The sequence below is a fragment of the Micromonospora sp. CPCC 205558 genome (genome assembly GCF_036902955.1).
In the GTDB taxonomy this organism is placed as follows: domain Bacteria; phylum Actinomycetota; class Actinomycetes; order Mycobacteriales; family Micromonosporaceae; genus Micromonospora.
In genome coordinates this window covers 70,659-84,086 of the sequence record NZ_JBAKHR010000017.1, presented here as the reverse complement: position 1 = coordinate 84,086, position 13,428 = coordinate 70,659, and the positions used below count along the sequence as shown (strand labels likewise).

10 protein-coding genes are annotated in these 13,428 nt (G+C 68.8%); 7 read left to right on the top strand and 3 right to left on the bottom strand.

The window, feature by feature from the left end; genetic code table 11:
• Positions 1-204 precede the first annotated feature (204 nt).
• Positions 205-1,461 carry an AlbA family DNA-binding domain-containing protein gene (locus tag V6U86_RS20120; RefSeq protein WP_334505396.1) on the top strand — a complete coding sequence of 419 codons (1,257 nt, stop codon included), beginning with the start codon at positions 205-207 and terminating at the stop codon, positions 1,459-1,461.
• Between the two features lie 218 nt (positions 1,462-1,679).
• Here V6U86_RS20120 and V6U86_RS20115 read toward each other — a convergent pair whose 3' ends face one another.
• Complete coding sequence (locus tag V6U86_RS20115; protein WP_334505395.1) at positions 1,680-1,814, bottom strand: hypothetical protein; 135 nt, start codon at positions 1,812-1,814, stop codon at positions 1,680-1,682.
• 176 nt (positions 1,815-1,990) lie between these two features.
• On the opposite strand from V6U86_RS20115, the gene V6U86_RS20110 reads away from it, so the two are divergent.
• Positions 1,991-5,152 (top strand): hypothetical protein, encoded by a 3,162-nt coding sequence (locus tag V6U86_RS20110; RefSeq protein WP_334505394.1) that lies wholly within the window; start codon positions 1,991-1,993, stop codon positions 5,150-5,152.
• Between the two features lie 315 nt (positions 5,153-5,467).
• Positions 5,468-7,072, top strand: a complete 1,605-nt coding sequence (locus tag V6U86_RS20105) for a hypothetical protein (protein WP_334505393.1) — start codon at positions 5,468-5,470, stop codon at positions 7,070-7,072.
• 776 nt (positions 7,073-7,848) lie between these two features.
• Here V6U86_RS20105 and V6U86_RS20100 read toward each other — a convergent pair.
• A complete protein-coding gene (locus tag V6U86_RS20100) occupies positions 7,849-8,451 on the bottom strand; it encodes an endonuclease domain-containing protein (protein WP_334505392.1) in 603 nt (200 codons plus the stop codon).
• A 46-nt stretch (positions 8,452-8,497) separates the two neighbouring features.
• On the bottom strand, positions 8,498-8,866 hold the full coding sequence (locus V6U86_RS20095; protein ID WP_334505391.1) for a helix-turn-helix domain-containing protein: 369 nt from the start codon (positions 8,864-8,866) through the stop codon (positions 8,498-8,500).
• Positions 8,867-9,760: 894 nt separating this feature from the next.
• Here V6U86_RS20095 and V6U86_RS20090 point away from each other — a divergent pair.
• From V6U86_RS20090 to V6U86_RS20075, 4 genes are all read left to right on the top strand, one after another.
• A complete protein-coding gene (locus V6U86_RS20090) occupies positions 9,761-10,318 on the top strand; it encodes a MinD/ParA family ATP-binding protein (RefSeq protein WP_334505390.1) in 558 nt (185 codons plus the stop codon).
• Positions 10,319-10,344: 26 nt separating this feature from the next.
• Complete coding sequence (locus V6U86_RS20085; RefSeq protein ID WP_334505459.1) at positions 10,345-10,713, top strand: hypothetical protein; 369 nt, start codon at positions 10,345-10,347, stop codon at positions 10,711-10,713.
• Positions 10,714-10,835: 122 nt separating this feature from the next.
• The gene (locus V6U86_RS20080) at positions 10,836-11,432 is read left to right on the top strand and encodes a hypothetical protein (RefSeq protein ID WP_334505389.1); all 597 of its coding nucleotides are present in this window, start codon (positions 10,836-10,838) and stop codon (positions 11,430-11,432) included.
• A 5-nt stretch (positions 11,433-11,437) separates the two neighbouring features.
• A complete protein-coding gene (locus V6U86_RS20075; RefSeq protein ID WP_334505388.1) occupies positions 11,438-13,426 on the top strand; it encodes a hypothetical protein in 1,989 nt (662 codons plus the stop codon).
• Positions 13,427-13,428 lie beyond the last annotated feature (2 nt).

Below are 13,428 nucleotides of genomic sequence, written 5' to 3'. Positions count from 1 at the left end.
GCCGGTACGAAGCGGCGGCGGGCGGTCGGCGGCAAGACGCGCCCAGCATCTCGTTCTCCTGCAGCCCAACACATCAGCTCGAAGCGACGCCGGCCCCCACCACCACAACCCGCCGACAGCGGAACCGCCTCAGTCTGGCAAGCCGCATACCCTTTACGACTAGGCATGCCGCTTGCGACCGGAACGCGTACAGGAGGCAGGATCATGGGCGCGGACTTCACAGGTGCCGTCAATCTCGGAGTCGACCACGGAATGTGGCGACCCCGCAACTGGCAGGACATTGTGAGCGCCGCGGCTGGCGGGCTGCTCGACGAATCGCGGTGGGTCGACCTCAAGCGGGAACTCAAGGCCGGACGACCTGGCAACAACGACCTTGCCATCGACGTCGCCGCGATGTCCCTGGAGGGTGGCCTCCTGGTGTACGGCGTGGTTGATCACGAGAGCCGCGCCGGCGAGGTTGTAGGTGTCGAACTAGCTGGCTTGGCCGACAGGGTCGATCAGGTTGCTCGGATGAAGGTGCACCCGCCAGTGATCGTCCGGTCCGTTCCGATCGTGGATCCGGCTCGGCCCGGGTGGGGCTGCCTACTCGTCATCGTTCCTCCCAGCGCGCAAGCACCGCACATGGTCGACAACATCTACTACGGACGCGGAGACCGAGCCAACCGCAAGCTCAGCGACCAGGAAGTACGACAGGCAATCGCTGTTCGGACTCAGACCCAGCATGACGTTGGCCGACAGCTACGCGTGCTGCGCGATGAAGACCCCGGCCCGAAGCCCCACCAGCGCGGACACCTGTATCTGGTCGCTCAACCCCTGGCCACACCCGCCGATGCGATGGTTGAGTTCATCACCGGCCCCAGCCTTCAAATGGAGATCCTGGCGATCGCAAGCAGCGTCACGCAGCATCTGGGCGGACAGTGGGCGCCGACCTTGGCGTCCGCCACAAGGGCCCGACGGCGAGCAGATGGGGTTGCGTTCACCTCGTACAACGACCCCCGACGCCTCGATGAGCCAAGCCTGGTAGAGATGGTCCTCAGGGAGGACGGCTCGATCGCGCTAACGTGCGGCCGAGGCACGGACACCGTCAGCTCGCGCATGACCGACGAGTCGGAGGCAGTCGTCTTCCCGGTCCTCGTTCTCGGGATGACACACAGCTTGATGATGATGGCCGGCCACTTGGCTGAGCGCGCTGGCGGCTACCAAGGGCAATGGGCTGTCGGAGTCCTGCTGGACAACCTCAAGAACGTGGGTCCGTTTGACGGCCGGGTTACCTGGGGGGACATGGGTGTGCCCTACAGCCGGGCCGAGTACGAGCAGCTGACGACCACCACCACCTTGGAACTTGCCGAGGAGACGTCCGCGGTGGTCGAGCGGCTGCTCGGTCGGCTCATGCGAGGTCTGGGCGTGGACAGCCGGTATCTGCCGTACTCCGTGGAGTCGCTGCAGAAAGGCCCACGTTGACCTCCACGGTCTCTCGATCGATAGCCGAGGTGGGTGCAGTGTCGAGGTACGGCGACAGGTCAGTGGGCCAGCGGCGTGACCAGGGCACCCGAAGCTGATCCGTCATGTTGTGCGGCGGGTGCTGCGATGACTCGTTCAGCGAACGTCGTCAGCAACGTCTCCTCCGCCGTGCCCTGGCGACTGGGCGATCGGTCGCCAGGGCACGGCCGCGGAGACTGTCAGATGCCGCGGGTAAAAGTCTTGATGATCCAGTCGGCTATTGCCCGGATGAGACCGGAGATTACGCCGCTGACAGCCGCCGCGGTGAGGTTGGCGTGCCGGCCGTTGTCGTGATCGCGCTGGGAGTGAGACATTGCATGCTCCTGCGAGGTTGAGGAATGTCGGTTGAGCCGGCGCCGGCTGTTCCTCCACCTTGCGGGTGAGTCCAGGGACGCTGTCCGCAACGCGATGGGCAGCGACGGGTGACCACTCGGTACCTGGTAGTGGATGCTTGACGGCGATGAGTGCCGACGAGTCCCGACGGGCGTCTGTGAGCAAGCACAGACAGATCGAGAAGGTTGAGCTGCCGCCGGGACCCGCGCGTGATCTCCGCGACGCGCTGTACGACCTGTATCTACGCGCAGGTACTCACACCCTGGATGATCTCGCCGCGCTGATAGCCGCCGATGATGACCTTCCCGGCTCCCCGGGGCGGGATCCGATCAGCAGAATCGTCAGTGGTCGCGAGACCGGGAAGCAGGAGGATGTCGCGTCCCTGGCCACTGTCCTTGCCCGTCTCGATAACGGCAGGGACCGGCATCCGGCAGCGAAACGGATCATCGAGCTTTGGATCGCAGCGAAAGCGGCACCTGCTGCGTCCGGTAGGCAGCGGTTGGGTAGGCCGGTCGGCGAGTGGAACCCCATCGACCTGGAGGTGCACCGGGCGATCGACATGCCGCAGCAGGGGGCATCGCTGCCAGTGCTCCCGGACTACGTGCCACGCGCGCACGACGTCCGGATCTGCCGGGCAGTGGATGAGGTCGCCGGGGGCAAGAGCCGGATGGTGACGTTGGTGGGTGGGTCGTCGACCGGCAAGACACGAGCGTGCTGGGAGGCAATTCAGCGTCTCGCCAAGGACGACGACCGGTGGTGGGTGTGGCATCCGAAGGATCCATCCAAGCCGGGTGCCGCTGCTGCGGCAATCGGTAAAGTCGGCCCGACGACGGTGGTGTGGCTCAATGAGGTGCAGCACTACCTGCTGCCTGCCGATCCGGTGCTCGGCGAACGAATCGCGGCCGGGCTGCGTACCTTGCTGGAGGACCCAGCCCGGGCGCCCGTGCTGGTCCTGGCAACACTGTGGCCGGAACCCTGGAGCACGTTAACCACTCGCCCGAGCTCTGGCCAGCTTGACCCTTACGCCCAGGCCCGCGAACTGCTCGACGGCACCGACGTGCGGGTACCCGAGACGTTCACCAGTGCCGAAGTACGGGACTTGACAGCTCATGCCGATCCTCGGCTGCGGCAGGCCGCCGAGAACGCCGAGGCTGGCCAGGTCACCCAATATCTAGCAGGCGTGCCGGAGCTGTTGAGCCGCTATCACAACGCAGAGGGGCCCGCTCGGGCCGTCATCGACGTGGCGATCGACGCCCGCCGGCTCGGTCACCTCATCGCGATCCCGCACTCGCTGCTAGACCAGGCCGCACCCGGCTACCTCACCGACCACGAATGGTCACAGGCGGCCGACGACTGGCTCGAAAAAGCCTTGGCCTACACCGCCACACCGTGCAAAGGCGTGCCCGGTCCAGTGACCCGCATCCGCCCACGCCCCGGAGATCCACCAACCGGTCATGGACAGCCGACCTACCGGCTTGCTGACTACCTCGACCAAACTGGCCGTACCAAACGCGCAGGCGAGCTGCCCCCCGCCAGCTTTTGGACAGCAGCCGCCACCATCACCGACCCCGATTTGCTGAGGACCCTCGCCACCGCGGCAGCCGACCGGGCCCGCTACCGGCACGCTGCCCGCCTCTACCGGTTGGCGGCCGAGCGGGGAGACCTTGAGGCGCTCAAGATGCTCGCAGGTATACGGGAGAGGGCCGGCGACGGGGTTGGTGCCGAGGCGCTGTACGAGCAGGCGGCCGAGCGGGGCGACGTTGAGGCACTGAAGATGCTCGCAGGTATACGGGAGAGGGCCGGCGACGGGGTTGGTGCCGAGGCGCTGTACGAGCAGGCGGCCGAGCGGGGCGACGTTGAGGCACTGAAGATGCTCGCAGGGATACGGGAGAGGGCCGGCGATCGGGCTCGCGCCGAAGACCTTGCAGCCCAGGCGGCCGAGCGGGGCGACACAAGAGTGTTGCTGATGCTGGCGAGGGGGAGGGAAAGTGCCGGCGACCAGGCTGGCGCCGCGGCCTTGTACCAGCAGGCGGCCGGAAGGGGCGACACCGACGCAATGGTGTGGCTCGGCGAGTTATGGGAGGAGGCTGGCGATCGGGCTCGCTCCGAAGACCTTGCAGCCCAGGTGGCCGAGTGGGGAGACACAAGAGCGTTGCTGATGCTGGCGACGGGGCGGGAAAGTGCCGGCGACCAGGCTGGCGCCGCGGCCTTGTACCAGCAGGCGGCCGGAAGGGGCGACACCGACGCAATGGTGTGGCTCGGCGAGTTACGGGAGGAGGCTGGCGATCGGGCTGGTGCTGAAACCCTGGCAGTTCTGGCGGCTGACCAGGGCGACACCACCCTGCTGCGGATACTGACGGAAGGGCGGGAGGAGGCTGGCGATCTGGCTGGTGCTGAGACCCTGGCAGTTCTGGCGGCTGACCAGGGCGACACCAGCCTGCTGCTGATGCTGGCGGAAGGGCGGGAGGAGGCTGGCGATCGGGCTGGTGCTGCGGCCCTGTACCAGCAGCTGGCTGACCAGGGCGACCGACTCGGGCTGTGGAGGCTCAGCGAAGTACGGGAGAAGGCCGGCGATCGGGCCGGTGCCGAAGCCCTGGCAGCCCAGGCGGCCGAGCGGGGCGACACCTTCCTGCTGGAGCAGCTAGCCAGTCTACGGGACAAGGCCGGTGACCGGGACGGTGCCGAGGCCCTGTACCGGCGGGCGGCCGACCAGGGCGGTTCCGTCGCGCTGTGGTGGCTCGCCCGGATGCGCGAGAAAGCTGGCGATCGGGCTGGCGCGGAGACATTGGCGGCCGAGGCGGCCGACCGGGGCAGCACCATCGTGCTGATCGAACTGGCTGACCTGCGACGCTTGGCCGGCGACCGGGCTGGAGCGGAGCCGTTGTACCGGCAGCTGCACGAGCGGGGCGACGAGGACGCGCTGTGGACGTTGACCTTGATGCGACACGAGGCAGGTGACTGGGTTGGCGCTGAGTTTCTGGCTGCCGAGGCCGCTGAGCGGGGCGACACCAGCATCATGTTGATGCTGGCGAGGGGGCGGCAAAGTGCCGGCGACCAGGCTGGTGCCGGGGCCCTGTACCAGCAGGCGATCGACATGGGCAACTTGACCGCGCTGCGGTGGTTCATTGCGATGTTGGAGAGGGCCGGCGACTGGGCCGGTGCAGAGACCCTGTATCAGCAGGCGGTCAACTACGGCGAAGCCGGCGCGCTGGAGCGCATCGCCCAAGCGCGGGAGCGGGCTGGCGACAAAGCCAGCGCCGAACGTTTGCGCCGATTCGGCCTCACTGACGATGGCTCCATCGCGGACTCGCTGGACTGAAGCAGGGGTGCAGTCAACTCGCCGGCCTCCGTGGTCGTAGCGGCGGGTCGTGCGGCTGCGGCGTGGTTGAGCTGGTCTTGGACGCGTTCGAGTGCCGCGTCCGCGTCGCGGTGACGGTGGCTTCAGCCACGCTACGGCACCCCTCCGCGCTGCGCCCACTGGCGCCTACGCGCGGGTGGCAGAACCCGTAGGCGTGTGGAGGAAATTGCCTCCATCATTGATGTTGCGGATGTGGCACATGTTGCGGATGTGCCATCGTGGGTGGTGTGACCGACCGACCGACCGACTATCGACCGACTTGCATTACGGCCCTCGGTGCCCGAAGCCGGTCTGGCCGAGAGCGCCCAACCGACTACGCCGCGTCCGCCGACCATGCTCGGCCTTGAAACGATCGTGCACGCTCACAGTCGAACGGCCGACCGACCGCTCCCCCAACTCGGCAAGCCATTCGCCGCCGTCGGCCGGTCGGCCGTCGACCAGGCTGACCGACCGACGACCGACCAGACCGACCGACGCGATCACGCCGACCGACGGGCGACCGACCGCGCTGGGCTGGGCGAGGGACCGACGTCGGACCCGACCGGCCCCGCCGGCCGACCGACGACGCCCGCGCCGACGCCGACCGACGACCGGCCGACCGGCCGGCGGCCCCGGCCGCGCCCGGCCCGGCCGAAGCGGGAAGTCGTTCGCCGCCGCAAGGACCGTTCCCCGACCCAGCTGAGCAACGGAGCGCGCGTCGGCCTGGTCGTGGTGGCAGTGCTGATGGCCGTGGTCGTCGCCGCGCCGGTCGCGCTGTCCGCCCAGGACCTCATTGACTGGGCGGCTTCGCCCACCGGCCTCGGTCTGGACCGCTTCTGGGCCGCGGTGGTCTTCATCGCCCTCGACGCTGCCGCTGCGGTGTGCGTTCTGCTGATGGTCTACTGCGCCGTCCGAGGCGAGCCTGCCGGCGCGTTTGGCCTGTTCGTGTGGGTGTTCGCCAGCACCAGCGCGTTCGCCAACTACCGTCACGGCACCCGCGCGGGCGCACCGGACGACGCCTGGTGGTTCTTCCCCCTGATGTCGATCCTCGGCCCCGCGCTGATGGAACTGGTGCTGCGTCGCGTCCGCGAATGGGTGCAACGCGATGACAACCGGCGCAGCCGCACTCTCCCCTCGTACGGGTGGCGGCGGTGGACGCCGGGCATCGGCTCCTTCCGGGACACCTTTGGCGCGTGCCGCACGGCGATCCTGCTGGGCATCGACACCGTCGACCTGTCGATCGACTGGTACCACTACCTGTGCCCGGACGGGTCGCTGCGGATCGTCCGGGCGATGCGCCAGCTCGACATCATCGCCGAGCAGCTTCCCCGCGAAGCTGATCCCGCGAGCCCGGCCGAGCCCGGTCGACTGCTCCCCCCGCCCGGCTTCGAGCGAGTCGGCGACGCGGCCGACCGAAGTGCATGCCGCGACCCGTGGCCGACCGACGAGTCGCCGACCGACGACGCCAACCGACTCGACGCCAACCGACCGACCGGGCCGCAGCCGACCGACTCGGACCAGACCGACCGACGGCCAGCCGAGCCGACCGATCCGCAGCCGACCGACCGACCGGAAGGAGACGCCTCGACCAACCCCCGACCGCACGCCACGTCATCGACCGACGGACCGACGTCGACCGACAGAGTGTCGACCGACCAGCCGGACTCGGCTGGCGACCCCGGCGCGAATGAGCAGCCCAACAAGCCCGTGCACAACGGTGCGTCGATTCGGAACGCCGCGTTCTTGCGGGCCAAGTACGGCGAGAAGGTGCCACCCCTAGCGACCGTCCGGCGCCACCTCAAGTGGTCCTACTGGCGGGCCAAGAACGCCATCGCCGCGTACGACGATCGCGCCGACGATCGCGCCGGCCTCAGCCCTGAGCCCGCCAGGGCGGGCGTGTGACCGATGACCGGACAGCGTCGCCGATGGTTCCCCAGCATGGGCCCAGCCTGGCCCGCGAGGGTGCACCCGCCGGCGAACAGTAAGGGGCTTGCGTGTGTTTACCGGGCATCCGTTGACGCGCGTGTGGGACGCCCGATGGTGGTGTCAACGTTGGTCCGGAGGACGGGGTCCCGCTGACCTCCGACCCCTCCGGATGTGATCGGACTCACGTCTTCCGCGCCCTGTATTTCCGGAGGTCACTCGCACCAAATGCCGATCTCTCATGCATCGGATGCCCGAGGGGCGTCCACGAGCGAAGGAGTTCGGCATGGGCAGGGCTAGAAGAGTGAAGCGGGACGCGGCTCGACCAGGGAAGCGTCAGCGTCTGACTGGGGATCAGACGTTGACGCTGACCGGGATCGTCGTCCGGGTTGTGGATATCGCCATCCGGTACTTGATGGGGTAGCGGCGGCAGAGGGTGGTCGGTGTGCCGGCCCGACCACCCGGGCTGCCACGTCCCGCAGGTTGGGGTCCGAAGGTTCGCCGCAATAGGTTCGCCCGTGATGCCGAGGTGAACGTGGTCGCGATTCTGATGGTGGCCGGCGGTGGGCTTGCACTCGGGAGGCCGGGTGTCAGCCAGGCTGAGGTTCGGCGTTGCGCAGGTGGCTCACTGCGAGTGCGAGAGGCCGCGCCCATCGCCAGCGCCACGTGTCAACTGGCCGCCCCGGCGGGTCTGGGCAGACCATCCGGCGAACGCAGACCAGCGTGGGGGTGCGCGGCCTGCGGCCGGGGATGGCTCAGCGTGAACGCGCTTCGGCGATGCGGCTGAGCCCGCGCGCACGGCCGTCGGCGCGGCGCTGCTCCCAACCCGGATCACACACCCGGCACGCGCACGGTGGATCCCACAACGCCACCTTGCGGTGATGCAATGCCACTGTTGCCCTCTTCCGGTCGGCGGTGAGCGCGCAGCCGGCCCGGTCGAGGTAGGCAACAGCAGCCTGCAACCAGTTGCCGTCGTCGTTGAGTCCGGGAACCTTGCCCCACAGCTCCAACGCGCCCAGCCAGCCGTTACAACCGGAACAAAGTAAGCCGCGCACGCATGCGCCGCAGGTGTTGTGGTGGTCGGGGCAGCACAGATGGTCGTGGTCGATGAACAGCGGCGCAGGCTGGTTGGCGTAGAAGTTCCCGCGACTGCAGAGCGCGCAGACGCCGTGATGCTGGGCGCGCAGAGCCCGGTACCGGTCGGCGGTGAGCCGATGCCGAGTCAGTGCCCGAGTTGGCAGGCGGAGGGTGCACACCGCCGACCATTCCGCCTCCACAGTGATGAGAGCCGGCGGCCTTGCTGTCGCCGCCGGCCTGTGGTGCGGCCAGCCTTCGTCGCCGTGACGTTCGTCCGCCATGGGTAGAAGTCCTTCAAGGTTTGGGCGGGGCACTCGGTCTTTGGAATCAGGCTTCGTCGGCTTTCGTCTCGGAGGGGGCTTGCGCGGCCTGCTCCATCCTCAGGACGTTCTGGATGATCGCGGCGATCCCCTCGCGTCCTACGGGCGACAGCTTTCTGACGGAGCGCATCATCACCTGTACCCCCGGGTCGTGGACCTCCGCGTCGTCCTGCTCGGGGTCGAGGAAGTGGCCTGGTTTGACGTCGAAGAATTCGGCCAGCGCTGTCAACGTGGAGGCTGTCGGGTTGGAGTGCTCGGCGGTTCTTAGTCTCCGCAGGGTCTCTTCGGAGATGCGGTGACCCTTCGCGGCGAGGGCCCGAGCTACTTCGGCGTCGGTGTAGGGCCCCCTGCCCGCTGGGCGCTTGCGCGCGTACAACTCTTGAAGCCTGTCTCTGACTAGCGCCGAGCTCGTGCCACGTTGTGGCTGCTCGCTTGGTCCCCCCATGGCACCAGACTCCAACTATAAGTGGTCGGATCCCAACTATATGTGGAACTTCCGTGTGATGTGTGGTTAGCTCTCTGTGCCGGAGCCACATAGATTTGGCCGCAAGCCAAATCTATGTAGGTAGACGGTAGCGCATCGGTTGGCCTCGTTGGAGGGGGTCTGAGGCCCCGATTCGTTCTGCAGGGGGTCGCGAAGCCGCGCGGCAACGCGGTCTCTGCTGGCCTGCTCGTGTGGTCAACGTTCAGGTCGTGACAGTAACGGGGGACTGGCCCGCGTCGGGTCAAGCCGGCGTCGGCCTGTGCTGTTCGACAAGCCTTGGGGGAGGCGGACGTGGACGCATCAAATGGGCGGGCCGGCCGGCCCGCTGGCACCGAAACTTCTGCCGAGGTTCCCGGTGCCAGCGGGCGGGGGGAGCTGGCGGGACGGGCTGCACCCGTCCCGCCAGCACGGCCCTCGACCGAAGAAGAGTCCGCGCCAGCCCGAGAGGCCGCTGGGCCCTGGTGGGAACAAAGCCCGACGACCGGACTGCGGGAAATTCCCCGGGAGTTTGGCGCGGGCAGCCGAGTGGAGACGCTGTGGCTGCGCGCGGCGGCATTACGTGCCGGCTGCCCGCTGGTCTGCGTTTCCTCCGCAGACGGCGGTACCGGCCGTTCGACGCTCACGGCGGCTCTCGGTGGAATCCTGGCACTTGCCAGCCCAGCCCCGATCGTGGCAGTGGACGCCACCGGCCGAGCGTGGGGTGGGCTGGGGCATCGTGCGCCTCGCGGCAGTTCAGCGACGGTGTGGGACGCGACGCTCGCTGCCGAGAGGCTTGCGGAACCGGCGGTGGCCGAGCCGCTGATGCAGGTGGGCGCAACTGGGCTTCGTGCTCTGGTCGGTGAAAGCAAGATGACCGCGCAGCGGCGCCCTCCGACGTGGTCGGAGATGTTCGGCGTGGTGGGTCATCTGCGGGAGGTCTACGCCCTCGCGCTGCTGGATCTGCCGGCAGCGGACAACACGCCGACGTGGCGAGCCCTGGGCTGGGCGACAGTGCCGGTGCTCGTCGCGCGGGCGTCGGTCGATTCGTTACAGCACACCATGCGTCTGCTGGCGCACCTGCGGGGCGTGGGCCTGACCGAGGTGGCGGACGGGGCGGTGGTGGTCGTGATGGCGACCTCGCACACCACTGCACGCGAGGTACGGGCGATCGAGCAGCTGGCGCGGCAGGCAGCTGGCCATCTGGTGCGGGTGCCCTACGACCCAGTGCTTGCCCGACCGGATCCGGTGGATCCGCGGTCGCTGAGCAAGCTGACGCGCTCGGCGTTGACCGACATCGCCGCAGCCGTGATCGACCGGTGCCCGGTTGACCTCGGCCAGTCAGCAGGTAGTCCGCCGTCTAGCTGACGGCACCGAACGGGGGGAACGCGGTGATGATTCTGCATTGGATGGCAGCGGCGTTGACGGTACGAGCGTCCGACGTGGCGGCGTTGCTGGCGGCGCCGGAGCCGACGCCGACGCCGTCAGGCAGCGGCTTCGACTTCGATCGGATCAATCCGGACCCGGCGGCGGTCCCTCGATCGGATCTGTTCTATACGTTGGCGAACGCCGCGCTGTTCCTCGGTGTCGTGTCGGCAGTCGCTGGCCTCGCGGCCGGAGCCATCGCGTTTGGGGTCGGTCCGATCTTCGGCGCGCACATCATCTCCGACCGCGGCAAAAGCATGATGTGGAAGGCGGGTTTGGTAGCGATCGTCATCGGTTCCACCACGACGATCATCTCGTTCCTGCTGACCGAGATTTGAGGCGATCTCGGATGTCGATGTCAGCGTTCAAGCCGGCCACCGGGCGGCGCGGATTCGGGTCGATCGCGGCCGTCGTCACGGTTGCTTTGGTCACGTTGGCGGGTGCCTTCGCATCCGGTCGCGTGAGTGCCCCGCAGCAGGTGAAGACAGAGGAGTACGCCGGCCGGCTACGCCAAGGGATCCCGGTCGGTTTCCCGGCCACCCCGCGCGGGGCGGGTGACGCGGCGGCGGCGTACCTGACATCGTTGTCCGCCGCCGCTGCCCGCCCGGCTGCGGAGCGGCAGGCGGTCGTCGAGCTAATCGCGAGCCCGGGGTCCGCGCCAGCGGTGGCTGACATCGTCGGTATCGGCTCGGAGCAGGGCACCGGGGCGGTGATCTCGCAGGTCGTCGTCGCTCGGGTGTGGGTACCGAACGACGACCTGGGCGCGGTGGTGCCGGACGGCGGTCAGGTGTCGGTGCGGGTGCTGCTGAGCGTCCTCAGCGGCGCGGTGACCGACGGGATCGTCGCGGGGCCGCAGGCGGGACTTGCCGGCGGCTGGTACGTCCAGAGCATCACCGTCCGCTGGGAGCAGGGACGCTGGAGGGTGAGCGCCGCGCAGCGGTCGACGCCGGTGCCGCCGCCGGACATGCGCGGAGCCCGACGTGATGGCGGACCGCGCGACACCCAGCCGATGCTTGAGGTCCTCAGCGCCCAGTCATGGGTGCCGGGAACGGTGTGACCGACATGAGCCGACTGCTGAGCTGGCTGCGCCGTGTCGGTGCCGTGGCCGTGGTAACCGCCGTTGTGGGTGGGTTGGTCATGCCGGGGTCCGCAGCGGCGGCGCCGACGCCAGAGCCGTCGGCGTCGAGCGCTGCATGTCCCGCCCCTGCGTCGAATGGGCAGCTGCCACGTCCCGGGGGCCTGGACGAGCCGGTTCCGCAGGTGGCCTGGTGTCTGCCGTGGGCGCAGTGGCAGTCCGGCACGGGCTGGGTGACGTCATGCAGCAAGGCGACCAGCGCGGTCGACCAGGAACAGTGCGACGCGGTGTCGGTGACTCTCGAGACACCACCACCGGACAGGACGCACTCCGTTCTCGACGACCGCCTACCGACCGGCGGCCGTCACCCGGTGCGGTGTGAACGGTTCGCCGAACGGGGGAGCGAGGAGCCGAACAACGCCGCGCGGTGGACAGCCAAGGAAAAGCGGTGTGAGGCGCTGCGCGCGTCGCTGCTGCTGAACTCGTCGCTGCGCCCGTCGGAGGACTGCCCGACGTTGGACGTGGCGTGCCGCGTCGGCACGCAGGTCAAGGACGCCGCCCGGTCGGGTTTCGAGGGCCTGGCGGACATCGCGGTCGCGGGGTTCGCCTGGGCGCTCAGCAAGCTGGCCGAAGTCGTGTTCGAACAAAGCTCCGCGGTGCCGGATGAACCGTTCTACGGCGTCTACAACGACATCAGCGGCGTCCTGATCATCATGGTGCTGCTCGTCTTCATCCTGTCCACCGCGATCAACGGCATGCGGACGAGCGGTCCCGGGCCGATGTCGAGCCTCGGCGGGCTGGTCAGGGCGATGTTCGGTATCGCGTTCGCCGGTGGCATCGCGTTCACCCTGATGGCCGCGTGGGACGAGGCGACCATCGCGCTGATTCAGCGCAACCAGCAGCGCGACTGGCAGCCATCCATGTGGGTTGACGCCTTGAACACCCTGACGGCGGACACCGGCACCGTGTTGCTGGCCTTCGTGGTCGCGGTGATCAGCTTCGTCGGCCTGGTGCTGGTGTTCCTGATGCTGCTCTTCCGCTCGCTGCTAGCCGCTGGCGCGGCGCTGTTCGGGGCGATGGCCATGACCGGGCAGGTGATGGCCGAGACCCGCTCGTGGGGCCGTAAGTGGTTCTGGACCTGCAACGCGCTTGCGGCCAGCAAGTTCTTCATCGCCGCGTTGTGGATCTACGGAACCCGCACCACGTACGAGAGCGACAACGTTGTGAACGTGCTGCGGGGCATGTTCGTGATCATTCTGATGGTCCTCGCGCCGTGGATTCTGCTGCGGCTGACGAGCATGTGGGACGGCTACCTCGCCGACGTCGACGCCCGGGGCTTCCTGACGTCGGCGGCGGGTGCGGTCGGGATGGACGCCGCCGCCCGCCGGCTCACCGACCCGTTGAACGGCGGCGGTGGCGGGGGTGATGCGACGTCGCTGATGCAGGGCAACTCCGACGCGATCCCCACGAGTCCCGCGTCCGGGCCGGGTATGCCCGGGGTCCGCTCCGGGGCGATCCCGGATGCCGTGGGTGCTCTCGAAGGCCGCGGGGACAGCGGCAAGGTCGGTGAACCGAGCGGCGATTCCGGACAGGGCCAAGGCCAGGGCGGCGACGAGAACCGGCAAGAAGCCGACGGTGTCGAGCAGGACTCCCGCACGGCGCAGGGCGACGTGGCCCAGGGACAGCTCACCACGCCCGGGGACGCGACGGGGGAACAGGGATCCCTCCCGATAACCCCCGGCGCGGCGCAGAAGAACCTGCCCTCTCCCGGGGGCGGCGGAGACGCGGCTGGTGGTGGTGCCGGTCCTGGCGGTCCCGGTGGGGTCGGGCCGGGTGCCGCACCGCAAGCCGACGCACCCGGCGGCGGTGGTCAGTCGAACAGCAGCGGCGCGGCCGGCGGGGAAGCCGCCGGTGGGAGCCGCGCCGGGGGCGCGGCAGCGGGGGGCGCCGCCGAGGTCCCCATCATCCCGGTCTAGCG

What these genes read in the sequence shown, in the direction of transcription:
- V6U86_RS20120 (WP_334505396.1), top strand. Translation starts at nt 205, where the DNA reads ATGGGCGCGGACTTCACAGGTGCCGTCAATCTCGGAGTCGACCACGGA.
- V6U86_RS20115 (WP_334505395.1), bottom strand. Translation starts at nt 1,814, where the DNA reads ATGTCTCACTCCCAGCGCGATCACGACAACGGCCGGCACGCCAACCTC.
- V6U86_RS20100 (WP_334505392.1), bottom strand. Translation starts at nt 8,451, where the DNA reads ATGGCGGACGAACGTCACGGCGACGAAGGCTGGCCGCACCACAGGCCG.
- V6U86_RS20085 (WP_334505459.1), top strand. Translation starts at nt 10,345, where the DNA reads ATGATTCTGCATTGGATGGCAGCGGCGTTGACGGTACGAGCGTCCGAC.
- V6U86_RS20075 (WP_334505388.1), top strand. Translation starts at nt 11,438, where the DNA reads ATGAGCCGACTGCTGAGCTGGCTGCGCCGTGTCGGTGCCGTGGCCGTG.